This window comes from Acidaminococcus sp. BV3L6 (genome assembly GCF_000468835.1).
GTDB lineage: Bacteria > Bacillota > Negativicutes > Acidaminococcales > Acidaminococcaceae > Acidaminococcus > Acidaminococcus intestini.
In genome coordinates this window covers 1-25,601 of record NZ_AWUR01000003.1, presented here as the reverse complement: position 1 = coordinate 25,601, position 25,601 = coordinate 1, and the positions used below count along the sequence as shown (strand labels likewise).

The window sequence follows — 25,601 nt, the reverse complement described above, 5'->3', positions numbered from 1 at the left end:
CTTATTTATGACTCTTGGCAGGATGGTTCTTCCGCCGGAATGAATTAAAGTTGCGTGCAGCCCTACCCGTACCGAGGACAACACAAAGAGGTGCATCGGGCGCAATCCGTACGGGCATGCCCGTATCACGGGCCATGACCCGGTCGAGATTGCGCAAAAGAGCTCCGCCGCCCGTCAGGACAATGCCCCGGTCCATGATATCGCTGGCAAGTTCCGGCGGGGTCATTTCAAGGGTGGTCTTCACCACATCGATGATTTCACGAAGGGGCTCGTAAAGTGCCGGCAGAAGTTGATTCTGGTTTATTGCAAGCGGTTTGGGAAGGCCTGTAAGCAGATCCCTGCCCCGGATTTCCATGGCCTGGGGCTGTGTACTTTCAGCAAGGGAACCAATTTCCATCTTCATCCGCTCAGCCATTGCGGGACTGATCATGAGATTGTACTGTCTCCTGATATACTGAACCAGAGATTCATCAAGGGCATCGCCGCCCAATCGGAGCGTCCGGGAAAGGACAATCTTTCCCATGGAGATGACCGCCACTTCCGTTGTACCGCCGCCCAGGTCCACCACCATGTTTCCCGCCGCTTCCCGGACGGGCATATCAGCCCCCAATGCAGCAGCAAGGGGTTCCTCAATAAGATAAGCGTCCCGCGCGCCGGCTTGAGTTGCCGCGTCGATGACAGCCCTGCGTTCCACGGCTGTGACACCGCAGGGAACGCTGACAACAAGCGTGGGCTGAACAAATTTACGCCCACGAAGTGCTTTTTTGAGAAAGATGCGCAGCATCGCGGCAGTTACATCGAAATCAGCAATGACCCCATCACGCAAGGGATGGAGGGTTTCAAGAAAATCCGGTGTCCGGCCTTCCATCTGTTTGGCTTCGCTGCCAACAGCCAGTATCCTGCCCGTTTTTTTATGGCGCGCTACCAAGGAGGGTTCCCGGACAATGATGCCATTTTCTTTTGTATAAATCAAAGTATTGGCTGTTCCCAGGTCCACGCCCATGGTGGAAGACAGGGAGCCGAACAAATCAAACACGCATGATCCCTCTTTCTTTATAACTGATCCGCATCTTTAAAACTATAGTAGATTCCATCACCAATAATGATATGGTCCGCCAGCGGAATGTCCATCAAGCCCCCCACTTGAGCCAGGCGCTCTGTCAGACGGATATCGGGACGACTGGGCGTTGGGTCCCCGGACGGATGGTTATGGACAAGGATCAAGGCAGACGCATGATGATGAAGGGCGGTCTCGAAGATTTCCCGAGGATGCACCGTTGCCTGACTGGCACTGCCGACAAAGACCTCTTCGATTCCCAGTACTTTTCCCTTGGCAGAAAGCAGAAGAGTCAGGACATGTTCCTTCACTTCATAGCGAAGCCGTTCCATAACCATACGGGCGGCATCGCCGGGACATCTGATTCTGTCTCCTTGGCGGCTTGTTTTTTCCGCAAGGCGACGGCCCAATTCAAGGGCAGCGACAATGACCGAAGCCCGAGCTGGGCCAAGTCCCTTCACATGGGTGAGTTCCTCAATCCTTGTCACACGGGCCAATTGGTCGAGATCCATCTCCCTGCTGGTCAAAAGTGAAGCGATTTCAAGGGCCGATGCACTGCGCGTTCCCGAACCAATGAGAATGGTCAATAGTTCCGTTACGCTTAGGGCCTTGGCCCCTTTTTGCTTAAGCCGTTCCCGAGGCCGTTCCTCGCGAACAATTTCGTGCATGGAGCAGTGTTGTGTCATCTAGTTTCACATCCAGTTCGTCGAGTGCTGTAAAAAGAGTGGCAAGAGGCAGACCAACAACATTACTGTAGGAGCCTTCTATATGAGGAATGAAAAGGGCGGCCGCCCCTTGGATCCCATAGGCCCCAGCCTTATCCATTGGTTCTCCTGTTCCAATATAGCGATGAATAAGCCTGTCCGTAAGGGGGCAAAACGTAACCTGCGTTGTCGTCACGGAAAGATGTTCTTTGCCGCCTAGGCTCACATAAAGACCTGTATGGACCTTATGGGTCCTACCGGAAAGGCGCCGCAACATGCGTACGGCCTCCTCCCGATCCTTCGGTTTGCCAAGGATGCCACGCTCATCAGCGACAACCGTATCAGCGGCAATAACCAGGGCATCTGGTGCCACCGCAGCCGCAACTTTCCGCCCTTTGCGAGCGGCATTTTCACGAACCAGGGCCTCTGGAGAAAGGGCTTCCGTCACTTCCTCCACATAGCTGTCCATCACAAGTGGATCCATGCCGACCTGCACAAGAAGATCCTTGCGCCGAGGGGACTTTGATGCCAAAATGACCTGCATGACAGCCTCCTTATAGATGCTGAAAGATCACAAGGGCCAAAATCATGCCGATGATGGCCACCAAATTGGGAGAAAACGTAAAGCCAAAGGTAATCTTGGCGATATAAAGGTCCACATCGACAGGGGGAATGTTAAGGACCTGATACTTATGGATCAAAAAGGCCGTACCAGCCCCAAAAAATTGAGACGCTTCAAGGAAGTTTCCCAAAAGACCGCCGATGATGGCACCGGCCGCAAGAAACAGGAAGAACCAGAAGCGATCCTTGGAACCAAAAGTCATATCAGCTTTCCACCCTTTCTTCCGGAAGCATGCCTTCCGTATAGTATCCTGTAACGGCCCATTGCTTACCGCGGCGGCTTGTGACATCCCGTTTAAAGGTTCGGGCATACTGAAATCCCAAAAGCCCCCAGACAATAGCGCCTATGAACATAGTCACGCCGAGGTCAAAGGGCAGATAGCGGGATACAGCACGGCCAAAAATAGCTCCCGCAAGAAGGGTCAGTAAGGGAATCCCACGAACGATCCATTTACCCTGCCGCTCACCAAGGGTCTGTTCTTCCACTTCCACATAGGTTCCTTTTTTCGCTTCACAGGTATTCCAGCAGTCAAGGATGCGCGGTTTTTCACCCTTTTTGAGGCCCCGTTCAATACGGACCTTGGCTCGTTGTCCACTGACTGCTGTCACAATTCCAATATAACGCTCCATAAAGGCCTCCTTATGCTCCGAAATCGAGAAACTGGCTGGGGTAACGGCGAGCCAGTTCGGCAATCATGCGGTCTGAACACTTAAAGAGCAGGCCGCAAAGTTTCTTTCCCTTCCGATAGACCAGGATGCGCTGGGGATTGGGATCAAGTGAAGAGTAACGATGGGTATAGCTGCCAATCTTCGTTTTCCTAAAGAAACTCTTCTTATAGTGGTTGCTGAAGCTTTCCATGTCGTTAAGGGAGATGGAAAGACGCCGTTCAATCCCTAAGCCATACATGATAATAATGAAATGACTGGGCGTCAAGGCATAGGTATAGGAAAAAGCGGTCCGCCACAGATAAAGCAAAAGGAACAAAACATTAAAGCCCCATCCCATGAGGCTGAAGCGGTATAAGGCAAAGGTGCGATACCCTTCATAGACCCAGAAAAGGGCAATGACAAAAAGGGTGACATACTGCAGGGTCCGGCGGGTTTCACCGATACCGGAGAATTCTTTCATTTCCTCGATCAATGGGAGTTCTCCTTTATAAAAATTGCTTATAGGGAACAATGGGTTCCCTTCCACGATAAACATTCTATATTATATCAAAAAATCCCTCGTTTTCATACCTTTTCCCATAGGAAAGAGTGCCTTCTTGGGCATAGAAAAAAGGACCGCTGCAGAAACCTGCAGCAGTCCTTTTATTGATGACAGAGAATTGTGCGTCATGCACAAAGTTATTTGGCCGCGCCAATCATGGCCAGCATGGTACCAGCCGCAACAGCCGTACCAATAACACCGGCTACGTTCGGGCCCATGGCATGCATGAGCAGGAAGTTGGACGGATTGGCTTTCTGGCCGACAACCTGGGAGACACGAGCTGCCATCGGAACGGCGGAAACACCGGCACTGCCGATTAGCGGATTGGTCTTGCCATGATCCAGGATGCACATGAATTTGCCGAAGATGACGCCAGCAGCGGTACCACCGGCAAAAGCGACGAGCCCCAGGAAAATAATCAGGATTGTTTGCGTCGTCAGGAAGCTTTCGGCCTTCATCGTAAGGCCGGTCCCCGTTGCCAGCATGATGGTCACGATGTTCATGAGGGCATTTTGAGCCGTGTCGGACAGACGGCCCAAACAGCCTGCCTCGGTAAAGAGGTTACCCAGCATGAGCATCCCAATCAGGGAGCATACGGAAGGAAGCAGTAAGGAGATGAAAATGGTGCAGACAATGGGGAATACCACTTTTTCGAAGTGGGAAACCGTACGGAGCTGAGCCATTTTGATCTTGCGGTCTTCCTTGCTCGTAAACAGCTTCATGATTGGCGGTTGAATAAGCGGTACAAGGGACATATAAGAATACGCAGCTACAGCAATGGCACCTAGCAGATGCGGAGCCATCTTGGAAGCAAGATAAATGGAAGTCGGACCATCAGCACCGCCAATGATGCCGATTGCAGCGGCTTCCCTTACGTTAAAGCCAAGAAGCATAGCGCCAAGAAGAGCCACGAATACGCCAGCCTGAGCAGCAGCACCAAGAAGCAAGGTCTTCGGGTTAGCAATCAGCGGACCAAAGTCCGTCATTGCCCCAACACCCATAAAAATGAGCGGTGGAAAGACTTCATACTTGATACCAGCCAGGATCAGCTTCATAACACCAGGATCGGTTTCAAACCCGGTTCTGGGGATATTCGCCAAAAGGCACCCGAAAGCAATCGGGGTAAGCAGCAACGGTTCAAAGCCCTTGACGATGGCCAGGTAAAGCAGGATGCACCCAACCAGGATCATAATGGCATTGCCCGCTGTAAAAGCCATGAAACCACTGTCCGTCAGGACAGATTTCAGAGCTACCAGAAAAGCATCCATAATCTAAACGTCCTCCTTTGATATAGGTGGCGTGAGATTAGAGAACAACCATCACGTCGCCAGTGGCAACCGTATCGCCAGCGCTGACGCGGACATCAGATACAGTACCATCTTCCGGAGCCATGATTTCGTTCTGCATCTTCATAGCTTCAAGGATCAAGAGGACATCGCCAGCTTCAACTTTGTCGCCAGCTTTGACGTTGACGGACAGAACCTTGCCAGGCATCGGAGCTTCAACCGTAATGGAACCGGCAGGAGCAGCGGCAGCTTCTTTCTTAGGAGCCGGAGCAGGAGCAGCGGCCGGAGCGGCAGCAGGAGCCGGAGCAGCAGCAGGAGCAGCGGCAGCAACAGGAGCAGCGGCCGGAGCAGCAGCAGGAGCAGCAGGAGCAACAGGAGCAGCAGCGACGGTGCCGCCGACTTCTTCAACTTCTACAGAATAAACCGTACCGTTAACGTTGACATTGAATTTTTTCATGAGAAAACCCTCCTTAAAAATGTAACTGAACTGTTTGCCTAATGGCGAATGATTGGTGAATAGTCCCTCTTCTATTCATCAAAAGTAGTGATGAGGCAGCGCCATCGGTTCCATCTTCCGTTTGTGTTCGGCAATGGCGGCCATGAGTGCTGCAGCAACTGCGTCATCCTCATCCTGGATCATAGCCAGGACAGCTGCGATGGCAGCTACCTTTTCTTCCTCTTGGCGCTTTTGAGCGGCATTGGAAGCCGGTTTTACTGGGACGGCAGCTTTCTTAGGCTGCGCTTTCTTTTTTTTGTTCGGATCGATCCAGTAAATCACTTTCATCAGGATTCCAAGGATGATCAACACACCAAATACGATGGTCATGTTGATGACCGCAATGAGCCAAGGATTCTCTGTCATGAATGTCACCTCTCTTTCCTTTTCGTAGGTAATGGTTTATATCAAAATCACAGAGGAATATTACCGTGTTTTTTCTTTGGCCGGTCTTCCTGCTTGGATTTTAACATACGCAGCGCTTTGATCAAGGTCGGACGGGTCGTCTTCGGTTCAATGACCATTTCGACCATCCCGTGTTTAGCCGCATAGTAAGGTGTTGCAAAGTTCTCGATGTATTCCTCCGTCTTTGCTTCGACATCTTCCTCATGACGGAAAATAATCTTAGCAGCTCCCTGAGGACCCATAACGGCAATCTCGGCTGTCGGCCAAGCAATGACGTGGTCGGCGCCAAGATCTTGGGCGCACATGGCAAGGTAGGCCCCACCATAAGCTTTGCGGGTCACAAGAGTAATCTTGGGAACCGTGGCTTCACAGTAAGCATACAGCATCTTGGCCCCGTGACGGATGATGCCGCCGTATTCTTGATCTGTTCCCGGCAGGAAGCCCGGTACATCAACAATGTTGATGAGGGGAATCCCGAAGGAATCGCAGAAGCGAATGAAGCGGGCCGCCTTATCGGAAGCATTGATATCAAGACAGCCAGCCATGATACGCGGCTGATTGGCAATGATGCCGACCGTACTTCCGTCCAAGCGGGCCAAACAAGTAATGATATTGCGGGCATACATACGATGCGGTTCCACATATTCACCGTTATCGACGATACTGCGAATGATCTTATACATGTCGTACGGCATATGGGACCCATCAGGAATGATGGTATTGAGTGATTCATCCATGCGGAACGCGCTGTCACCTGTATCATAGACCGGCGGCTTTTCCCGGTTGTTCGAAGGCAGGAAGCTTAAAAGATACCGGATCTGTTCCAAGCAGTCCGCATCGTTTTCCGCCGCAAAATCAGCCACGCCGGAGCGGGTGCTGTGCGTGAAGGTTCCACCCAGGTCCTCCTGACCAACATCCTCGCCGGTTACGGATTTGACGACTTCCGGACCGGTAATGAACATCTTGGAGCTCTTTTTCACCATGTAAATGAAGTCTGTCAGGGCCGGGCTGTAAACAGCACCGCCGGCACAAGGGCCCATGATGGCCGAAATCTGCGGAATCACACCGGAAGAAAGGGTGTTCTGCTTGAACATCTTCCCAAAGCCAGCAAGGGCATCCGTAGCTTCTTGAATCCGGGCCCCACCGGAATCCGCCATGCCAATGATGGGTGCACCCGTTTTTAAGGCCATGGCCTGAACCTTGGCAATCTTATTGGCATGCATCTCACCCAGGCTACCGCCTTCGACGGTAAAGTCCTGTGCAAAGACAAAGACTGTACGACCATTGACCGTACCATAGCCAGTTACAACCCCATCACCAGGCAAGTATTTCTTTTCCTGGCCGAAATTGGAGCAACGATGTTCCACAAATTTATCAAGCTCTACAAAACTGCCTTGGTCCAAAAAAGAATTGATGCGTTCACGAGCCGTCATCTTTCCGGAATCGTGCTGTTTGGCAACTCTTTTGGCACCGCCGCCAGCTTCTATTGTTTCGTAGCGCTGCAGCATATCATCGATTTTTTCTCTAGTAGTCAAATGCGATACCCCCTTATGGATCTGTATCGAAAATCTAAAAATTCATTAATTTACTAAATATTTAAAACAGAGTCATTGTAACATAAATTGCAAAAACTGACTAGTTGTTTTCACCAAATAGCCTATAGGAAAAAGCTTGCCCCCCATGGGATTTTTCTTATATATCCAAGAAAGGCAATGTAACGGTTTTCGTTCAAGGCACTGCATTGTAGATGATAGCAAGATTTCTGACAACTTGCAAGCAAAGGGGAAGCGCATTTTTCCCACACGTTTTTCAAGCCCGCATGGGTTCTCATTCTCTTTCCCTTCAGCCCATAAGTTTTCTCAGTTTTGCCTTCAATATGAGTTGACACCCCAGTCGTCATTTCTTTCGAGATTGGCGCGACCGGATGATGCAGTCTTCCTCCTTGGCAAAGCCCCGAATGACATCCTCTGCAAAGATGCGGCAGGTTGGCGCCCCGCAGGCTCCGCAGTCAAGGCCGGGGAGCCGTTCCGCAAGGGCCGTCAGCCGCTCCATCTTTTCCATGGCCGTCCCAAAATCAGGGTCAAGGGGCGGAGCCGGTTTTGCCTGGAGGGACTTGATAAAGTCCTTGGACCTTGGGAAATTTTCACAGATGCGGGCGGCCTGCATCGCTTCCCTGCGGTCCTCCCGCTCCCGTTCATGCCGCAGCATGGCCCGTCTTTCAAGGTTCTTTGTCCCGACAAATTTATTGACGGCCACACTGGGCCCACCGACACAGCCACCGTCACAGATATAGCAGCTGACGTATTCAACGTCGGTGAGACTCCCCAACGTAATCTGCTTTAGGACCTCATCCACGTCTTCCGGTCCGCTCACGCTGAGTCCATGACGGCATCCCGTAGAAAGCAGTTCTCCTCGCTCGGTGCCCCAAAGCAGTTCATAGCTGGTTCCCACGAGAGCTTGGGGCAGTTCATTTTTTTCTTTCCGGATCTCACTGATGACAACGGAAAGAGGTCCATAAAGGGATGCCAGTGTAAAAGAGCCGGTTACGGCCGTATGGGCTACATCCACCGACTGATGGATATTCGTGCCCTTCGCGGGACAGGGAGAAAGGAACCATATGCCTACATCCTCCGGCACCAGATTCAAGCGCTTCATGGTTTCACGCCGTACATAGATAGCGGCCGCTTCAGCCGGTGCAAGGGCTGGAACAACGTGGCAGATGAGTTCCGGATATTTTGTTTGAATCAGGCGGAGCACAGCAGGACAGGCAGAGGAAATCACAGGATAGAACCCTTCATAGGAATCAAGATAGGCTTCGATTTCCTCACTGATATAGTCCCCGGCAAGGGGCACATCAAAAACACTGTCAAACCCAATTTCCTTGAGTCCCTGCCAAAGGATGGATGCAGAAATGTTTCCATCAAACTGGGCATAGAAAGACGGTGTTGCCAAAGCAATGTTGACCTTGTAGCTTTTCAATTCCTCCAAAGGTTCCACCAAAGCGGCAATGGCTCGGGTCGGACAGCAGCGGATACATTCCCCACAGTCAATGCAGCGGTCGGAAATAATGACCGCTTTGCCATCCCGGACCCGGATGGCCTGGACAAGGCATTTCTTGACACAGAGGAGACACCCGGTGCAACGGTCCTCTTCGACACGAACGGAATTCAAATAGGAACGATCCACAGAGGGTCACCTTCTTTCTCGTTACTGACAAAGGAAGGTCATGATGACCGTAGTTCCTTCCCCTACCTTTGTCTGGATTTCAAACGCATCGGATACTTTCTTCATATTGGGAAGACCCATGCCGGCCCCAAATCCCTTGGCACGGATTTCTTCCGAAGCCGTGGACCAGCCTTCCTGCATGGCCTTCTGTACATCCGGGATCCCCGGACCATGGTCGATGACCCTTACAGTAATGGCTTTCGGCGAAAAATCCGCAAGGACCTTGCCCCCGCCGCCATGGATCAGACAATTGATTTCCCCTTCGTAGGTTCCAATGGCAACGCGGCGCACAAGTTCCGGCGAGAGCCCCAGCTGCTGGAGCATTTCCTTGATGGAAATTGATGCCGCACCGGCCCGTTCGAAATCGTCTTTTACAACAGGATATTCCTTTTCCACGTCAGCGACTCTCCGCATCCTTCGCGGTGCAGCCTCGCAGTCCCAGACTGTAGAGACGGCCACAAGCTTCGAACATGGTGCACTTCGTGTAAAGAACGGGGATATCCTTTCTCTTGGCGGCCATGAGAACATCGCTTTCAGGATGCTTGTCACGAACAAAAATAATGGCAGCAATATCGCTGACATCAGCCGTACGGACAACTTGGATATTGAGAAGTCCCGTCAAAAGCACTGCCTTGTTCTTGGCATAGGCCAGGACATCACTCATCATATCACTGCCGCAGGCCATTTTTACTTCCCGGTTCAGGAGATTTTCCCCACTGGCCACTTGGGCATCCAGGACTTCCACTGCTTGTTTCAAAGTAATCATGTTTTTTCCTCCTCTTGGTGATCAATCAAATCGCGTTAGGAACGTCGTGTAATACAAAACAGACTTTCCAGCTGCTGCCGTTCCCAAGCATCCCGATGGGAGTCAAGGGCCTGCAGCGCTTTGGTCGCATAGCTGGACATACTTCCCGGGTAATGGATACTGATGGAACGTTGGGGATACTGATGCTTGATCAGGGCAATCGCCATATAGACATAGCCCGCTTCCCGGGGATTATTCATCTTACTGAGTTTCTGCACAGCATCATCTAGGAAGCACTCAGCCTCCTTTTCCTGCTCCTTGCGCATGGAAAGCAGCGCCAGATAGGCTTCCACGATTGGATGGCGCCAGCAGAAATTATAACGGGGGAAGAGTTCATAGGCCTGGCGAAAATATTTCTCAGCCTGCTCATAACGACCCATGGCATAACAAACGACACCGGCATTACAGGAAAAGACAACCCAAGAGCTGTAGGCATCCTGGTCCCGTGCGTATTCCATGGCCTTGTCATAGTAGTCAAGGGCTTCTTGGTAACGGCCCATGCCGCGCCGGATTTCACCCAAATAATTATAGGCACCAGCAATATTCAGGGCATACCGCCGCTGGACGCTCTGGGTCACCATGAAAGTGGAAATTGATTCCTTGAGGAGCCGTTCCGCTTCAGAGAAATTCCCCTGCATGATCATGTTAAGCCCTTTGAGACGAAGGAGAATACCCATTTCCTTATGATAGTTGCACTCATCGGCTACATTGAGGGCAAGTTCCAGATAGTTCCGCATCTCTTCCGTATTGCCAATCTGGATGTCGTAGTAAATCATCTGCTTGTAGCCCATAAGGAGATAATCGAGATTTCGCACCTCGGAAGCAATCTCCACAAGGCTCAAGATGTTCCGGACCCCTTTTTCATATTCACCGGTCCGGATATAATGGCGGCCCATAAGGTGCAGGTAAGTCATATCAAGGTCCTTGACCTCACTGGTTTCCCCATAGGTCCGATGGATGGTGTGCATCATCTCATCGACTTCACTCACCAGTTCATCCAGGTGCAGTTCCAAAGAAGAGCTTTCAAACCGGCTTTCTTCCACACCGCCGGTCACGTCAAGGACAGGAAACAGTTCATTGCTGAAATTGAGGTAATACATGAGGGTCTTGAGATTATAGCGCCCCATGTTCACCAGTTCCCCCGACTCCTTATAGTGATATTCCAGATGGCGATAGATCCGGATATCCTGAGTGGAATGAGTGAGTCGTTTTTCCCAAAGTCCGGCCACGTAGCTATGAAGGATCCGCCATTTTTCCGGTGAAATCTGCTGTTTGACATAACTTGCCAGTTTCTGCTGAATGATTTCATAGAGCACTTCCGGCTGTTGGGGAATGGCCTTGATAAAGCCTGTTTTTTCCAGAACTTCCAGGCTTTCCAGGACCTGAAGGTTATTGAGGTGCATATATTCCGAAATCATGGCCAGCGGCGCGCCGTCGTAGAAAAGAGCGATGAAGTCAAGAATCTTGCGCTCTTCATCGGACAGAGCAGCACAGCCATTGCGGAAAATGGTTCGAACATTTTCCGTCAAGTTGTCGAGGCTCCCCGTCGTTTTCAAGGCCATAAGGTATTCCTTGAGAAGAAAAAGATTGCCCTCCGAATCCGCAAGGAGTTGACTAATGATGTCGTCTGTAAGGGGAACGCCCGGTTGGGAGGCTTCACTGACAGCCTTGACCGTGTCCTTCGTCAAGGGCAAAAGCTCCACACGGTGCACTTTTTCATACATGGAAACGGTTGAGACAAATTGCTGAAAGTCCTTGTCCTCACTGCTGCGAGCCGTGAGAAAAAAGAGGAAGCGATGGGATTTTTGATGAAGGATCAGGCTTGTCAGAAGCGACAGACTGAAGGGATCCATCCACTGCAGGTCTTCAAAAACAATCACGAACGGTCTTGCAGCCGCCACTTCTTCCAAAAGGGAATAAAAGGTATGGAAAATGGCATCAAATTTCAGCATTTCCTTGATTTCGCCAAGACCTGATTCATGTCCATCCGTCACGTCAAACTGTGGAAAAAGTTTGTAGATCCGGTTGGGATCGATGGTGGAGACCCGAATATGTTCCTTTTGGATCAGGCTGCGCAGCGCATCAAGGATGCTTGTCCACGGACGTAGGAGAATATTGCGTTCCGGCTGAAAGCAATTGGTCTGGACGATAGCAAATTCCGGAGGCAGCTGATCCAAAGCCGCATCTTTCACAAGGGTCTTGCCGCTGCCCGCATTGCCATAAAGGAATATGGCTGTGTTTTCCCCCGCCCTCACAAAGCGATCCAGTTGGTTCCGAAGCAGCTGGGTTTCTTTTTCCCGCCCCAAAACATTCGGTCCCAGGCTGCTCAAGGTGGAATGTCCCTTGGCTTCTTTTGCCGAAGCCTCCTTCATCATGGTTTCAATTTCCGGCGGTACGCTGCTCTGGAGTTCTTCACGGAAGAGTTTTTTCATCTCATCGTAAAGCTCCAACGCCTGCCGCATATTGCCCTGCTCACAATAAGTACGCAGCAAGAGGATATAGATGCTTTCATCATAGGGGTTATGGGTAATGAGCTGCCGGCCGTAGCGCGTGACTTTGGCCATGTTGCCAATGGCAACAGCTTCCTTGAGCTTTTGAAAAAGAACGTCCAGATAAAGGCCTTCAAGACGGTCACGTTCCGTAAGATACCAGGATTCATATTCCGGGGAATCCTTCACATAAAAACCTTGGAGGAAACTTCCTTGGTAAAGGTCCAGCTGGTTGCCCGGGTCCCTTTCAAATTCCGTAACGTCCACCTTAAAGTCAATGTCCGGATTGACCTTGATAATCGCCTTCCGTGGGGAGACAAAGACATTGGGTCCCAAGAGCTTTTTCGTTTCATAAATGGCATTGCGGAGATTTTTCCTAGCAATGGCATCGGATTTATCCCCCCAAAGGATTCCACTCAGCTCATCACGCATGACCGTTCCTTTGACGAGAATATAATATACGAGGGCATTCACTTTATTGTACGGAAAAAAGACTTCCTGCCCATCTTTTTTGATTACTGGTGCGCCTAAAAAACGCGCCTCAAGAGTATGCGCCATGATCCCTTTCCCTCCAATCATCCGGCACGCATCCGCATCAGATGTCATTACTCAAAGTCTCCTCCATTATAATATAAAAACGCCGATATGACAAAGGAATCCGGTCGTAACGTTGGCTTATTTCCTACCGTTTCCGCAATTTGCAGTTTGGATGATCGAAGCTTTTCCTTACGTCTTTAGAGAAGTAGCATACAAAAGCCTTGCGCCGCGCAAAAAGGCAAAAAAGGAAGCTCCCACCCGAAAGCAGGAGCCTCCTTTGATTAAACGGAAGCCGTATGAACGAGCTCACCTTTCTTGATGACTTTTTCTACAATGTTGACGCCTGTATGATAGGGGAGGAACTTATAGGAAGGATATTGAAGAATCGTCAGATCTGCCTGTTTACCGACTTCAATGGACCCAATCCGGTCAGCTCTCCCTACGGCAGCAGCCCCATTCAAAGTAAGGGCCGTAATGGCTTCCTCGGCCGTCATATGCATATAGATCACAGCCAGGCCAAGCATGAGCGGTACGGAGAAGGTAAAGCCGCTTCCCGGGTTGAAATCCGTTGCAAGCGCCACGGCACAACCCGCGTCAATCATCTCCCGAGCCCGGGCAAAAGGTTCACGCAAGCAGAACGCGGTCGTCGGCAAAAGGGTCGAAACGACACCATTTTCAGCCATGGCCTTGATGCCTGCATCGGACGCGTGAAGGAGATGATCTGCACTTGTGGCTTTAAGTTCACCAGCAAGTTCCGAACCGCCAAGGGATACGATCTCATCTGCGTGGATCTTGAGCTTGAACCCCATCTCCCGGGCTTTCTTAAGGTACTGACGGCTTTCGTCAACGGAGAAAACCCCTTCTTCACAGAAAATATCGCAAAATTCGGCAAGGTTTTCCTTTTTGACAACAGGCATGACTTCCTTTAGGAGGAAATCCAGAAACGCTTTGCTGCGCCCTTTATATTCAGGCGGGACCGCATGGGCCCCAAGGAAGGTAGAAACCAATTCAATCGGCTGGGAAGCATTCAGCTTCCGCGTCACATGAAGCTGCTTGATTTCTGTGTCGTAGTCCTGCCCATAACCGCTTTTGGCTTCGACCGTAGTCACACCCATGGCGAGCATCTTCTTGAGATGGTCCATGGCATGATCGGCAAGTTCCGCTTCCGACGCTTCCCGAGTTGCTTTCATGGTGTTAATGATTCCGCCGCCGCGGTTCATGATGTCCATATAGCTCATCCCGCCCATACGCCAGAGAAATTCATCTGGACGATATCCGCCAAAAACAAGGTGGGTATGGGAATCAACAAATCCGGGGAGGACCGCTTTGTGAGCAGCATCGATCTGGTTTTCCCGGGGAACTTCCTTTTCCCATTGGGCTGGGTCACCAATTCCTTTGATGATTCCATCCTCGATAAAGATGGAAGTATTTTCATAGACCTTGACATCACCCATTGCCTTGCCAAAGCAGGCCGAATGGCCTTGGGGCGTCACAATTTGGGATGCATTGCGAATCAATACTTTTTTCGTCATAGTGGGCTCCTTTTTCAGAGGGGGGGAGAAGACTCCCCCATCATATCGTCAAAGAGATTGCCGCCTTAAGGCAGCAATCTCCCGACCAAAATGATGAAGTTGAAGAGGAATTGAAGGGAAACTCAATCTTTGATGACATGAGCCGTCGGATATACCTTGGCAACAGCCTCCTTGACCTTCTTATCATCAGCCAAGTAAGGAATCGTCAGGTGCCCAATCCCAGCGCGGGTACCATTGAATTCAACAGCCGTTTCCATAGCATGTTCGTTGCGGGCCCAACTGCGGCGGGCAACCCCGCTCATAACATCCCAGCTCAGTGCGCTGCGAATGATTTCATCAACTCTGTGGCTGCCGTCAAGAACAAGGCCGAAGCCGCCATTGATGGCTTTACCAATCCCGACGCCGCCGCCATTGTGGAGGGCAACAAGGCTCATGCCGCGGGCCGCGTTACCCGCATAAGTTTGAACGGCCATATCAGCCATAACGTTGGAGCCATCTTTGATGTTGCTCGTTTCACGGAACGGGGAGTCCGTACCGGATACGTCGTGATGGTCACGTCCCATCATGACAGGACCGATTTCACCTTTGCGGACCAGTTCATTGAACTTGAGGGCAATATTGACACGGCCGATTTCATCCTGATAGAGGATACGGGCCTGGGTACCAACGACCATCTTGTTCTTTTCAGCGTCGCGGATCCAGATGTAGTTATCGCGATCTTGATAGCGACGGTTCGGATCGATGCAGCTCATGGCAGCCATATCGGTCTTATGCAGATCTTCCGGCTTGCCGCTCAGGCAGACCCAACGGAACGGGCCATAGCCGTAATCAAAGAGCTGCGGTCCCATGATATCTTCGACATAGCTCGGCCAAATGAAGCCGTCCTTATCATCAACGCCGTTCTTGGAGATTTCCGTTACACCGGAATCAAAGACAGCTTTCATGAAAGAGTTGCCATAGTCAAAGAAATAGATTCCTTTGCTGGTAATACGTTTCAGTGCATTGTAATGGGCATGGAGGGTCTTATCAACGAGTTCACGGAAATGCTTGGGATCTTCGGCAAGCATCTTCGTACGTTCTTCAAAAGTCAGGCCCTGCGGGCAGTATCCGCCGTCATATACGTTGTGGCAGCTGGTCTGGTCGGACACAAGGTCAACATGGACATCATGGTCAGCGATATATTCAAGAAGGTCGACAATGTTCCCATGATAAGCGTAGGCTTTGCCTTCCTTTTTAGCCATTGCATCCTGAGCCAATTTGATGACCTCCGGAATGGAATCAGAGACTCCCGTAATCCAGCCCTGATCAAGACGGGTCTTGATGCGGGATGCATCGACTTCAGCAATGATGGCTGCGCAGTTAGCAATGATAGCCGCCTTGCCCTGAGCGCCACTCATACCGCCCAAGCCGCTCGTGACAAAGAGTTTGCCGCCCAGGTCCCCATCTTCTGGAATCCCCAGTTTCATACGTCCGGCGTTGAGGATCGTATTGAAGGTCCCATGGACAATCCCTTGAGGGCCAATATACATCCAGCCGCCAGCAGTCATCTGACCATAGTTGGCAACGCCCATTTCTTCGGCGATTTCCCAATCATGGAGGTTATCATATTCGCCAACCATGATACCGTTGGAAATAATGACACGCGGAGCTTCCGGTTTAGAACGGAAGAGGCCCAGGGGATGACCGGATTCCATGACAAGGGTCTGATCCTGTGTCATTTCTTCCAAGTAGCGTTTGATCAGAAGGTACTGCATCCAGTCATGGCAGACGGATCCTGTTTCACCATAGGTGACCAGTTCATACGGATAGAGGGCAACTTCAAAGTCCAAGTTGTTGTCAATCATGACCTGGAAAGCTTTGCCTTCCGTGCATTTTCCTTTATATTCATCAATTGGTTTGCCATAGATGCGGCCTTCCGGGCGGAAACGATAGCCATAGATACGGCCGCGAGTCGTCAATTCTTCGAGGAACTCTGGGATGAGTTCATCATGATATTCTTCAGGAATGTAGCGCAGGGCATTTTTCAGTGCCAGTTCAGTCTGGGCAGGGCTGAGGCGGAAGCCGCGGTCAGGGGCTCTGCGGATGCCTTCCTGGAAAGGTTTCTTCGGAGGAAGTCCATTGGGGAATTCCAGTTTGATTGTCATTGCCTTTGCGATATCAGCATTTTTCATGTCGTAACCACTCCTTCTTTCACACGATATCCTGATGAACGGGGCTTTTCCCCCATCTCGTTTACGACCTTATTCTATCGATTCATCATCTAAAAAACGTCGAATTTGAACAGTCAAAGAAAATCATTTTAAAAATATTTCCGACTGTTTTTTGACGGAAAAACGCTTCACCGTCAGAAAAACCGTCCAAAAAGGAAGTACTTTTCCGCCTTATGAACAAGAGCAGCCGCCCAAGGCCGCTGCTCTTGTGTAACCGATAACTCCGGTTCAAAGTATGGATCAGAAGAACTTGAGGTCTGCCTTATCTTCAACGGCTTCAAGGATGTCACCACGCTTGACGACGTCCGTAATCTTTTCGAGTTCCTTGAACATTTCAATATCCTTATCATAAGCGATGAAGGCATTGGTCTTACGAACCGTGTCGTAAGCAGCCTGTGTACCATCACCCAGTTTGAAGCCTTCACCAGCACGCAGGTCGATAGCTTGGCAGGCGGCGAGGATTTCCGTTGCAATCACGCGGCGGACGTTGAAGCAGATTTCTCCCGCTTTGCGGGCTGCCGCAGCGCCCATAGAAACAAGATCTTCCTGATTTTCGCAGCTTGGGATGGAGTCGACCGATGCCGGATGGGCAAGAACCTTGTTTTCACTGACAAGGGCAGCGGCTGCATATTGGGTGATCATGAAGCCGGAGTTCAGGCCCGGATGAGCAACGAGGAAGGACGGGAACCCACTGAGGGAGTTGTTGATGGTCCGTTCCAAACGACGTTCCGAAACGTTGGCAATTTCCGAAAGACCAATACCAAGGAAGTCAAAAGGAAGGGCCATCGGTTCACCATGGAAGTTGCCTCCGGAGATGACTGCGCCATCAGGCAGGACAATGGGGTTATCCGTAGCGGAGTTGATTTCGATATCAACCTTTTCTTTGACAAAGCCCAGGGCATCCTTGCTGGCGCCGTGGATCTGCGGTACGCAGCGGAGGGAGTACGGATCCTGAACCTTCAGTTCCCCCTGATGGGTAACGTAGGTAGAGTTTTTCAGGAGGCTGCGGATGTTGTAGGCCGTATCAAGCTGGCCGCGATGAGGACGGATCGTATGGAGCCGTTCGTCAAAAGCATCAATGATGCCGCGGTTAGCTTCCATCGTAAGGGCAGCAGCGATATCACTCTGCTTGAGAAGGAGCATGCCATCCCAAAGGGCGAAGGTACCCATAGCCGTCAGGATCGGAGTCCCATTGATGAGGGCCAGACCTTCCTTGGCAACAAGGCGGATGGTCGGGATCCCAGCGCGATCCATGGCTTCCTTGCCGCTCATCAGTTTGCCCTGATATTCAGCATCACCCAATCCAAGCATCGGAAGGACCATATGAGCTAACGGAGCAAGGTCACCGGAAGCCCCGAGGGACCCTTTTTCGGGAATATAGGGATGAACACCCTTGTTGATCATATCGACGAGAACATTCAAAGTTTCCAAACGGATACCGGAGTACCCTTTGACCAAAGCATTGGCGCGGATCAGCATGGCAGCGCGGGTCACTTCACGGGACAGGGGATTGCCATAACCGCAGGAATGAGTGCGGATGAGGTTTTCCTGGAGCTGGCTGCAGTCTTCCTTGGAAATGGAAACACGGCAAAGGGAACCGAACCCGGTTGTCACCCCGTAAACAACTCTTTCATTATCTACGATATCATCGATAAGGGCACGGGAAGCCTTGATGCGGTCAATAGCGTCAGGATCGACCTTGATCTTGGCGTCGTAGCGGCTGACAGCCACCAATTCTTCGAGGGAAAGGTCATTTCCGGTCAGGACTACTTCTTTAATGTTCTTTACATCTTTCAACAGCATTGTTCGTCATCCTCCTTACAAGATAAGCACATGGTTTATGGAATGTATGGATCCAGCATTACAAAAGAGAGAATTTCCAAAGGAATCGGCTGCCTCTTTGCAGGGAAGGGGCAGCCGGCCAGGTAAAGCCTTACCCGAGAATCATGGCGCCAATGACGCCGCCAATCAGCAGGGTAATATCGTAGAAGATAAAGGTAGGTACACAGGTGTCCCAAATATGGTTGTGCTGACCATCTGCATTCAGACCGGACGTCGGGCCCAAGGTAGAGTCAGAAGCCGGGGAGCCAGCATCACCCAAAGCGGCAGCAATACCGATGAGCAGGATGATGGAGCCAGTCGAGAAACCAAGTTTGTAGCCCATAGGAATGTAAATGGAGGCGACAACCGGGATGGTCCCGAAGGAAGTCCCAATCCCCATAGTGATGAGCAGCCCAACAAGGAGCATGACGATAGCACCGCTCAGCTTGGTGTTGATGACAGCCGTCGTCGCATTGACAAGGGATTCCACAGAGTGGGTTTCACGAAGGACCTGAGCATAGCCAGCAGCTACGAGCATAACGAAAGCGATGAAGCCCATCATGGCAACGCCGCCATCAACGTATTTGTCGATTTCTTTCCATTTGATGGCACCCGTAAGGATCATGACAAGAAGTCCACAGGAAGCACCAATCGGCAGGGATTCGAAATGAAGCTGGGCAACAAAGGCAACGATGGCAGCAGCAAGGGCCTTCCAGCAATCAGCCGACATCTTGACATCTTCTTCGGAAATTTCATTGGCACCAGCAATGGGCAGATCTTCATATTCACGGTCTCTCGTGCCATAGAGCATAACGGCCAAGACAAGACCCACAAGCATGGAAGCACCGCCGATCCACATAACGGAAGAAATATCTCCAATTCCTACATCCACTTTATTGGCAACCATCTGATCTTTGATGATGGTCATGAAAAGCAGACCAAACCCAACAGGCAGGGAAACATACGGAGCTTTCAGGCCGAAGGTCAGTGCACAGGCAACGGCACGGCGGTCCAGCTTCATTTTGTTCATAACGTGCAGCAGGGGCGGGATCAAGATAGGAATGAAAGCAATATGAACAGGAATCAAGTTCTGGGAGAAGCAGGCAAAGAAAGCAATGGTGAAGCAGAAAAGGATCTTCTTTGTGCCGACAGCCTTTGCAATCTTGCGGGCTGCAATATCAGCCAACCCGGAGCGGCCAATGGCAACGGCCAAGATTCCCAGCAGAATGTAGCTCAAAGCCGTTTCCGAGTTTCCCCCCATCCCAGCAATAAGGGTGCTGAATGTCTTGGGAAGATCCATGCCGCCCGTCAATCCAGCAATGACACCGGAAATCAGGATGGCCAGCAGTACGTTCATTTTCATCAAGCAGAGGGCAGACATGACAACAACAGATATGACAATTGGGTTGGTCAAAATATCCATGTAATCCTCAACTCCTTTTCATTTTGGTTTTTCCGTACCAATCAAATCATCGGGAAGCTGCCTGCTCAACTTCCTGTTAATTTACGTTTTCATTTTAGTCAGTGTCTGACAAAAAAACGTCAAAAAGATTTTTGTTGTCAGTTATTTTTCTTTTCTGCAAAAAGCCGAATTTTTTTGACGAAAGACAATGATATACCACGCTAAAGCACTTTTACCGTCACAAAAGGCTCACAGAGCCATTATTTCTTTATAACTGCATTCTGTATACAGTTTATCATTTTAGATGATTTGCTTTTTCTCAAATGTAAAATTACGAATATAATAGGTATTACTTATATTTTTATTTATATCATATCGAATAATAAAGAGTTTATTTTCTTTTCTATTTTCCCTCTTAATTTTCTTTAAATTTTATAAAGTCCATTTTTACTCCCTTATTTAGCATTTTTTCGTTCTGGATGCCCATACACGTCATAAGTAATGGTGCCCCTTTTTCCATATAGAAGGAATGTTTCATCAATCAATGAGTAAAAAGAACGTAAACTTTCTCCTTCTCCCTGCTTTTTATACCGCTCCCAGCATATCACACAAAAATAGGACCGCAAAGAAATGAACGCATCATTTCTTTGTGGTCCCGTATCAACAGTCGTCCTCTGTTTCAGTTCAGTTTCTTTCCCATCCCTTTTTCTGCCCAGTCGATGATCCTGCCTTCATGGATCATATCCCGCAGCCACTCGATATGGGGATAAAGGAACATATCATTTTCCATGACGGGTACTTTCTTGCCAATTTCCGCTAAAATCCTAGCAGACGCTTTTCCCCGCTTGATACCAGGTTGAACAAATGGCTGGGCCTCATAAACAGACAGGAGTTCAATGGCAAGGATATATTCAAGTTTTTCTGCTGCAATGAGCGCTTTTTTGGTTGCATTATACCCCATGGCCACGTAATCTTCTTGATTGCCGCAAGTCGGTGTATTGTCAATGCTTGCCGGGGTTGACAGGATGCGCATTTCGTTGAGAAGACCAGCCTGGGTATATTGAGGAATCATAAGACCGGAATTAAGGCCCGGATTTTTGATCAGGAACCATGGATGACCTGAAAGACTGCCATCAATCAGACGATTGTTTCGCCGCTCCGACATCTTTGCCAGCATGGTGGCTGCGATAACAGATGAATCCATGGCAAGCCCGACGTAGGAAGAATCCGGATTGCAGGCTGAAATAACGTCAGCGTCCTTCTTCCCTGGCCAGATAATTGGATTGTCGCAGCAGGAATTGATCTCCGTTTCGATGCTTACGAGCGCGTCGTTCAATGTCTTTTTTGCTGCTCCATGAAGCTGGGGAATACAGCGCAGCGAAAGGGCATCCTGAACCCGGCTTCCTGCCGCCTTTTTGATGACAGCAGAATCAGCAAGAAAATTTCTGACGTTTTCCGCTGTTTTTCCTTGATCTAGATGAGGGCGCACAGACATGACCCGCTCATCAAAAGCATTCATGACGCCCTCGAGGGCTTCTACACTCATGGCGCCAATAACATCAGCCGTTCTGGCCGCCTTAAGGAAATCATAAAGAGCGATGGCTGCCATTGCAGTCGGTGATGTCGTTCCCGAAACGAGCGCAAGCCCCTCCTTACTTGATAGTTCAAGAGGAGAAAGGCCGACTTTCTTAAGCGCCTCCGCACCAGATAAAAGCTCCCCGCCTGACCACGCCTTCCCTCGCCCCGTAAGGACAAGGGCCATATGGGCCTCAGGGCTTAAATAGCCGACACTTCCCTCCCCCGGGGCCCAGGGGATCACTCCGAGATTGAGGCACTGCCGGATCTGCTCCAATACGCACAGGCGCACACCGCTATAGCCCTGTCCCAAGTTCTGGAGCATCATAAGCAGCGTGCCCCGTACCACTTCTTCTGAAAGGGGCGCCCCCACAGATGTCGAATGGGAAAGGATGATATTGGTCTGGAGCTGGGCCGTTTCCTTCTTATCGATGGCTTTGGTGCAAAGGGCACCAAAACCGGTTGTCACCCCGTACATGACTTTTTCTTCATCCACCCATTTTTCCACCAAAGCCCGGGACGCATTGACCCGGTTTCGATAAGTTGCCGAAAATTCCACCTTGGCGTGACGGCGAACAATGTCTATAAATTGATTGAGGCAGAGGTGTTTGCCCAGACAAATCGCTCCCATACGATCACTTTCCTTCCCTTTCTACTTGGTCAACACTGTCTACAATATCCTTTTTCGTCTGATTGTCGAAGAAGAAGACCTTGACAGCAGCCAGTACCTGAAGAATAAAGATGGCTAGAACCACAAATCCCCCACAGGCTGCAAGGAACTTGACCCCGTCAACTCCTTGGGCACCGCCGCCAAAAGCAACCATGATGCAGGCAATGGCGCCGATGGAAACGCCCCAGACCACCTTCTGCCAAAGAGCCGGTTCCTCATCGTGACGGGCACCAGCCGTGCAAAGTGCGGCAATCGTCGTGGACATCGTATCGGCCGTCGTAGAGAAGGCAGCGATGAGTGTGACAATGATAACAGGAACCAGGAGCGATCCCAAAGGAATTGCCTGAAGGAAGGTCCAGATCCCAGCCACGGCGCCGCCGGTCTTAATGGCCCCTACGATGTCAACACGGCCGGAAAGCTGCCAATCAAGAGCGGTGCCGCCCCAAACGGCAAACCAAACAAGGCCAAAGACGGCCGGCAAGATCCAGTTGATGAGCAAAAATTGCTTAACGGTGCGGCCATAGGCGATCATGGCAAAGAAAATCCCCATGAGCGGTGCATAGGCAATCCAAATGGCCCAGTCATACATGGTCCACCAGGTCACAAGCGCCTTGCCGCCTGCAATATAGGGATCAAGCCCCCATGTCCAAAAACGGTCAAGCCAGTAGCCCACACCTACATTGGCTAGGTTCAAGATATAAACCGTCGGGCCAATGATAATAAGCAGGAAAAGCAGCAAATAAAAAATCTTTGTCGTCAGGTTGGCCAGCCACTTGATTCCCCGATCAATGCCAAGAACCGAAGCAATTGTGAACGTCGCCGTAATAATAGCCGTCAGGATGATCCAGACAGAAGGACCCTGACTGATACCATAAGCGGCGGTAAGGCCAGATCCAACAAGGGCAAGGCCCGCGCCTAAGGAAGCCGCAAGACCAAGACCAATGGCTAGGACGGAAAGAGTATCGACAACGGACTTAAAGACGCCTTTTGTTACCTTTTCCCCGAATAAAGGTGTTAGGGAAGCAGAGACCGAAAGTTCTTCATGCCGATTGTAATACATGTAGGCAATGATCACACCGCTCAAGGCATACATGGCATAGGGAATGAAGGTCCAGTTATAGAAGCAGCGGGCCATGGAAAAAAAGACAGCTTCTTGGGAATAGGGCTCAATCCCCGAGCCTTCCAGTTCACCATAGATATTTCCCAAATAAATGATAGGTTCATTGACACCATAGGTAATGAGGCCAGTTGCAATTCCACCGGTAAGCGTCATGGCAAACCAAGCGCCAAAGGAAAATTTTGCCTTGGCATGGGGCCCGCCGAAGCGAATCTTGCCCAGGGGAGAAAATGCCAAGATTGTAATGAGGAGCAACGTCCCTAAAGCGACCCATTGATAGAGCCATCCAAACGTTTCCAATGACCAGCCAAAAATAGCGGACGTAACTTTTGTCAGCCATGCATTATTGACAACACCTAAGATGGCGGCGCCGCCAATCACAAGGAAGCAGGGAATGAACACATCCCAGCGTACAGCTCTTTCCTTCTTTCCATCCATGATCTTTCAACCTCCAAGGGCACATACAAGGTTTTACCAAGAAAGCGGACGGGATGCCCCATGACCCTCCCTCTTCTTTTGGCTAAGTCAGCCATTTCTTTACTAAAGTATATTGCAAAAGCCATGCCAACTAAAAAAAGAGTTCAGGGGTCTGCCAAGCCAATAGGTTCTGTTACTTATCTTGCAGATCTTGTACAAAAAGCGCTTGGCATGAATTCATTTTCCCATCATTCCAAGCGCTTCCTACTTTTTTCTTAGAAGAATTTTTTGCAGCAAGATTTTCTGGCGCCAATATTTCTATTTATCTAATAGCCTATCCCCGCTTTCCGTTTCCTGGAACTTCTTCATATGATACTGGAAATTTTGCCGCGTAAGACCTAGGGCCTCCGCTGCTTTTGTTACGTTTTTCCCGCAGGATAGATAGGTATTCCACAAAAGGTTCCGTTCAAAATCGTCCATTTGCTCGGCAAAGGTCCTTCCCACTGCTGCAGGAACCGGATCCATCTCTTCCCGTCCGGTTTCCTTTCGTTCCAAAGGAGCGGAATGACGCAGAAAATAAGAGGGAAAATCACGTTCATCGAGTATGCCATTTTGGGATACACTGATGGCATAGCTCAAGATATGAAAGAGTTCCCGCACGTTGCCTGGCCAATCATGTTCCAAAAGACGGCGCCAAAACTTGGACGTTAGTTCATGGATGGGCTGAGCCGTCAGATGTGGATGGTGGTCGATAAAATATTGGACGAGCTCCGGCAGATCTTCCATCCGTCTGCGGAGAGGCGGAATTTCAAGGATAAGGGAAGATAAACGATAAAACAGATCCTGACGCATCTTCCCCTCTTGACTTAAGCGATACACATCCTCATTGGATGAGGAAAGGATCCGGACATCAATGGGAATAGAACGGGTACTTCCTATCCGCTGCAGCGTCTTTTCCTGCAGGACGCGGAGCAATTTTGCCTGCATGAGAGGACTCATGGAGTTCACTTCGTCGAGAAACAAGGTTCCGTGATTTGCCGCTTCGATGAGACCAATCTTATCCGTGGCGCCTGTAAAAGCACCCTTGACCGTACCAAAGAGCATACTGTCAATGAGGGTTTCCGGAAAAGCCGCACAGTTCACGGCGATAAATTTTTCCTTCTTCCGGGAGCTATATTGATGGATGCTCTGGGCAAGGATTTCCTTTCCCGTCCCCGTTTCCCCTTCAATGAGGATGTTCATGTCCCGAAGCGCCATTTTCTGGGCAAGGCGAAGGGTTTCCCGAAGAACGCTTGAAGACCCGATAAAATCGTCAAAGGTGTAGTGGGCATCACTTTTGACGGTAAAATCTTCTGTCAGATGCCGCATCAGGATGGCTTCCACTTCATGAAGAACCTGTAGCTGAGTCTTGACAGACTTCATGTCCCGCTCCACGGAAAAGGCCCCAATCAGACTGCCCTTTTCGTCAAAGACAGGTTCTGCTTCTACAACGGTCATGAGCTCCTTTCCAGTCGTTGACTTGTAGGAGTCGTAGCGGTGATGGACGGGATTTTCGCTTTTAAGAGCTGTAAAGACAGAACTGTAATCCGGATCCAAGGAAAAAACATCAAGGAGAGCCTGTCCTTCCACACTGTCTTCAAGGGGAATTCCCAGGAAGCGGCGGCTCGTTTGATTGAAAAAGGAGATGCCGCCGCTTTTGGTGTAGAGCTGGATAATATCCGGTGAGGCATCGAGAGCAGCAGCCATGAGCTTTTTTTGAATGTCTTCCTTCTTTATAAGGAAACAAGTTCCCTGGGGGATACCAAAGGAAGTATAGCCATACGTTTCTCCTTCATAGGAAAGGGTCATATCCTTTGCATTCCAAATAAAGCCTGGCAGGCTCCCCACTTTCTGACCTACATAAAAGGCCGCGTCCCGCTGTCCAGTCCAGGCCATGCCAAAAAATACCTGAAAAATAACACCGTCACCGCCAAGAAAAATGGCCAGGTCAAAGATTGATGTCATAGGCTCACCTCTTTTTGC

At 50.2% G+C, this 25,601-nt stretch carries 22 protein-coding genes; 1 reads left to right on the top strand and 21 read right to left on the bottom strand.

Annotation, left to right across the window (positions count from 1 at the left end; translation table 11 throughout):
* Position 1: 1 nt before the first annotated feature.
* The 20 genes from HMPREF1246_RS00245 to HMPREF1246_RS00150 form a co-directional block, all read right to left on the bottom strand.
* Complete coding sequence (locus HMPREF1246_RS00245) at positions 2-1,036, bottom strand: rod shape-determining protein (protein ID WP_009016079.1); 1,035 nt, start codon at positions 1,034-1,036, stop codon at positions 2-4.
* 17 nt (positions 1,037-1,053) lie between these two features.
* On the bottom strand, positions 1,054-1,725 hold the full coding sequence (gene radC / locus HMPREF1246_RS00240) for a DNA repair protein RadC (protein WP_021736355.1): 672 nt from the start codon (positions 1,723-1,725) through the stop codon (positions 1,054-1,056).
* Positions 1,682-2,305 (bottom strand): nucleoside triphosphate pyrophosphatase, encoded by a 624-nt coding sequence (locus HMPREF1246_RS00235; protein WP_021736351.1) that lies wholly within the window; start codon positions 2,303-2,305, stop codon positions 1,682-1,684. Before HMPREF1246_RS00235 ends, radC begins: the two co-directional genes overlap by 44 nt.
* Before the next feature lie 10 nt (positions 2,306-2,315).
* On the bottom strand, positions 2,316-2,585 hold the full coding sequence (locus HMPREF1246_RS00230; protein ID WP_009016082.1) for a DUF4321 domain-containing protein: 270 nt from the start codon (positions 2,583-2,585) through the stop codon (positions 2,316-2,318).
* Position 2,586: 1 nt separating this feature from the next.
* Positions 2,587-3,012: a SoxR reducing system RseC family protein gene (locus HMPREF1246_RS00225; RefSeq protein ID WP_009016083.1), complete on the bottom strand. Its 426-nt coding sequence runs from the start codon at positions 3,010-3,012 to the stop codon at positions 2,587-2,589.
* A 10-nt stretch (positions 3,013-3,022) separates the two neighbouring features.
* A complete protein-coding gene (locus HMPREF1246_RS00220; protein WP_231368183.1) occupies positions 3,023-3,511 on the bottom strand; it encodes a hypothetical protein in 489 nt (162 codons plus the stop codon).
* 218 nt (positions 3,512-3,729) lie between these two features.
* On the bottom strand, positions 3,730-4,860 hold the full coding sequence (gene gcdB, locus HMPREF1246_RS00215) for a sodium ion-translocating glutaconyl-CoA decarboxylase subunit beta (RefSeq protein ID WP_009016127.1): 1,131 nt from the start codon (positions 4,858-4,860) through the stop codon (positions 3,730-3,732).
* 37 nt (positions 4,861-4,897) lie between these two features.
* Positions 4,898-5,335: a sodium ion-translocating glutaconyl-CoA decarboxylase subunit gamma gene (gene gcdC, locus HMPREF1246_RS10935; protein WP_009016128.1), complete on the bottom strand. Its 438-nt coding sequence runs from the start codon at positions 5,333-5,335 to the stop codon at positions 4,898-4,900.
* Positions 5,336-5,413: 78 nt separating this feature from the next.
* Positions 5,414-5,740, bottom strand: a complete 327-nt coding sequence (gcdD, locus tag HMPREF1246_RS00205; protein WP_035224009.1) for a sodium ion-translocating glutaconyl-CoA decarboxylase subunit delta — start codon at positions 5,738-5,740, stop codon at positions 5,414-5,416.
* A 47-nt stretch (positions 5,741-5,787) separates the two neighbouring features.
* Entirely contained in the window at positions 5,788-7,287 is a 1,500-nt protein-coding gene (locus tag HMPREF1246_RS00200) for a carboxyl transferase domain-containing protein (protein WP_035196092.1), read from the bottom strand.
* 388 nt (positions 7,288-7,675) lie between these two features.
* Positions 7,676-8,965 (bottom strand): [Fe-Fe] hydrogenase large subunit C-terminal domain-containing protein, encoded by a 1,290-nt coding sequence (locus HMPREF1246_RS00195; RefSeq protein WP_021736353.1) that lies wholly within the window; start codon positions 8,963-8,965, stop codon positions 7,676-7,678.
* Between the two features lie 21 nt (positions 8,966-8,986).
* Positions 8,987-9,418 (bottom strand): ATP-binding protein, encoded by a 432-nt coding sequence (locus HMPREF1246_RS00190; protein WP_009016132.1) that lies wholly within the window; start codon positions 9,416-9,418, stop codon positions 8,987-8,989.
* Positions 9,402-9,770: a DRTGG domain-containing protein gene (locus HMPREF1246_RS00185; protein WP_014128087.1), complete on the bottom strand. Its 369-nt coding sequence runs from the start codon at positions 9,768-9,770 to the stop codon at positions 9,402-9,404. Before HMPREF1246_RS00185 ends, HMPREF1246_RS00190 begins: the two co-directional genes overlap by 17 nt.
* A 35-nt stretch (positions 9,771-9,805) precedes the next feature.
* The gene (locus tag HMPREF1246_RS00180) at positions 9,806-12,856 is read right to left on the bottom strand and encodes a tetratricopeptide repeat protein (protein ID WP_051296774.1); all 3,051 of its coding nucleotides are present in this window, start codon (positions 12,854-12,856) and stop codon (positions 9,806-9,808) included.
* 260 nt (positions 12,857-13,116) lie between these two features.
* Positions 13,117-14,367: an imidazolonepropionase gene (gene hutI / locus HMPREF1246_RS00175; RefSeq protein WP_009016135.1), complete on the bottom strand. Its 1,251-nt coding sequence runs from the start codon at positions 14,365-14,367 to the stop codon at positions 13,117-13,119.
* Between the two features lie 122 nt (positions 14,368-14,489).
* Positions 14,490-16,538 (bottom strand): urocanate hydratase, encoded by a 2,049-nt coding sequence (locus tag HMPREF1246_RS00170; protein WP_009016136.1) that lies wholly within the window; start codon positions 16,536-16,538, stop codon positions 14,490-14,492.
* A 279-nt stretch (positions 16,539-16,817) separates the two neighbouring features.
* Positions 16,818-18,380, bottom strand: coding sequence for a histidine ammonia-lyase (gene hutH / locus HMPREF1246_RS00165; RefSeq protein ID WP_014128085.1), 1,563 nt, complete (start codon positions 18,378-18,380; stop codon positions 16,818-16,820).
* Between the two features lie 130 nt (positions 18,381-18,510).
* Complete coding sequence (locus HMPREF1246_RS00160; protein ID WP_016459975.1) at positions 18,511-19,821, bottom strand: Na+/H+ antiporter family protein; 1,311 nt, start codon at positions 19,819-19,821, stop codon at positions 18,511-18,513.
* A gap of 658 nt (positions 19,822-20,479) precedes the next feature.
* Positions 20,480-22,006 carry a histidine ammonia-lyase gene (gene hutH, locus HMPREF1246_RS00155; protein ID WP_021736354.1) on the bottom strand — a complete coding sequence of 509 codons (1,527 nt, stop codon included), beginning with the start codon at positions 22,004-22,006 and terminating at the stop codon, positions 20,480-20,482.
* Positions 22,007-22,010: 4 nt separating this feature from the next.
* Complete coding sequence (locus HMPREF1246_RS00150; RefSeq protein WP_009016140.1) at positions 22,011-23,600, bottom strand: BCCT family transporter; 1,590 nt, start codon at positions 23,598-23,600, stop codon at positions 22,011-22,013.
* A gap of 78 nt (positions 23,601-23,678) precedes the next feature.
* Here HMPREF1246_RS00150 and HMPREF1246_RS10645 point away from each other — a divergent pair, with 78 nt between their 5' ends.
* Positions 23,679-23,858 (top strand): hypothetical protein, encoded by a 180-nt coding sequence (locus HMPREF1246_RS10645; protein WP_231368181.1) that lies wholly within the window; start codon positions 23,679-23,681, stop codon positions 23,856-23,858.
* Positions 23,859-23,897: 39 nt separating this feature from the next.
* Here the strand turns inward: HMPREF1246_RS10645 and HMPREF1246_RS00145 are convergent, their stop codons facing one another.
* Positions 23,898-25,583 carry a sigma-54-dependent Fis family transcriptional regulator gene (locus HMPREF1246_RS00145; RefSeq protein WP_016459974.1) on the bottom strand — a complete coding sequence of 562 codons (1,686 nt, stop codon included), beginning with the start codon at positions 25,581-25,583 and terminating at the stop codon, positions 23,898-23,900.
* Positions 25,584-25,601 lie beyond the last annotated feature (18 nt).

Excerpts from the sequence above, each read along its gene's own strand:
- HMPREF1246_RS00160 (WP_016459975.1), bottom strand. The coding sequence starts at position 19,821 with ATGGATATTTTGACCAACCCAATTGTCATATCTGTTGTTGTCATGTCT.
- hutH (WP_021736354.1), bottom strand. The coding sequence starts at position 22,006 with ATGGGAGCGATTTGTCTGGGCAAACACCTCTGCCTCAATCAATTTATA.
- HMPREF1246_RS00225 (WP_009016083.1), bottom strand. The coding sequence starts at position 3,012 with ATGGAGCGTTATATTGGAATTGTGACAGCAGTCAGTGGACAACGAGCC.
- HMPREF1246_RS00185 (WP_014128087.1), bottom strand. The coding sequence starts at position 9,770 with ATGATTACTTTGAAACAAGCAGTGGAAGTCCTGGATGCCCAAGTGGCC.
- HMPREF1246_RS00150 (WP_009016140.1), bottom strand. The coding sequence starts at position 23,600 with ATGGATGGAAAGAAGGAAAGAGCTGTACGCTGGGATGTGTTCATTCCC.
- HMPREF1246_RS00235 (WP_021736351.1), bottom strand. The coding sequence starts at position 2,305 with ATGCAGGTCATTTTGGCATCAAAGTCCCCTCGGCGCAAGGATCTTCTT.
- HMPREF1246_RS00170 (WP_009016136.1), bottom strand. The coding sequence starts at position 16,538 with ATGAAAAATGCTGATATCGCAAAGGCAATGACAATCAAACTGGAATTC.
- radC (WP_021736355.1), bottom strand. The coding sequence starts at position 1,725 with ATGCACGAAATTGTTCGCGAGGAACGGCCTCGGGAACGGCTTAAGCAA.
- HMPREF1246_RS00200 (WP_035196092.1), bottom strand. The coding sequence starts at position 7,287 with ATGCTGCAGCGCTACGAAACAATAGAAGCTGGCGGCGGTGCCAAAAGA.
- gcdD (WP_035224009.1), bottom strand. The coding sequence starts at position 5,740 with ATGACAGAGAATCCTTGGCTCATTGCGGTCATCAACATGACCATCGTA.
- gcdC (WP_009016128.1), bottom strand. The coding sequence starts at position 5,335 with ATGAAAAAATTCAATGTCAACGTTAACGGTACGGTTTATTCTGTAGAA.
- HMPREF1246_RS00230 (WP_009016082.1), bottom strand. The coding sequence starts at position 2,585 with ATGACTTTTGGTTCCAAGGATCGCTTCTGGTTCTTCCTGTTTCTTGCG.
- HMPREF1246_RS00220 (WP_231368183.1), bottom strand. The coding sequence starts at position 3,511 with ATGAAAGAATTCTCCGGTATCGGTGAAACCCGCCGGACCCTGCAGTAT.
- HMPREF1246_RS00180 (WP_051296774.1), bottom strand. The coding sequence starts at position 12,856 with ATGGCGCATACTCTTGAGGCGCGTTTTTTAGGCGCACCAGTAATCAAA.
- HMPREF1246_RS00145 (WP_016459974.1), bottom strand. The coding sequence starts at position 25,583 with ATGACATCAATCTTTGACCTGGCCATTTTTCTTGGCGGTGACGGTGTT.
- HMPREF1246_RS00190 (WP_009016132.1), bottom strand. The coding sequence starts at position 9,418 with ATGCGGAGAGTCGCTGACGTGGAAAAGGAATATCCTGTTGTAAAAGAC.
- gcdB (WP_009016127.1), bottom strand. The coding sequence starts at position 4,860 with ATGGATGCTTTTCTGGTAGCTCTGAAATCTGTCCTGACGGACAGTGGT.
- hutI (WP_009016135.1), bottom strand. The coding sequence starts at position 14,367 with ATGACGAAAAAAGTATTGATTCGCAATGCATCCCAAATTGTGACGCCC.
- hutH (WP_014128085.1), bottom strand. The coding sequence starts at position 18,380 with ATGCTGTTGAAAGATGTAAAGAACATTAAAGAAGTAGTCCTGACCGGA.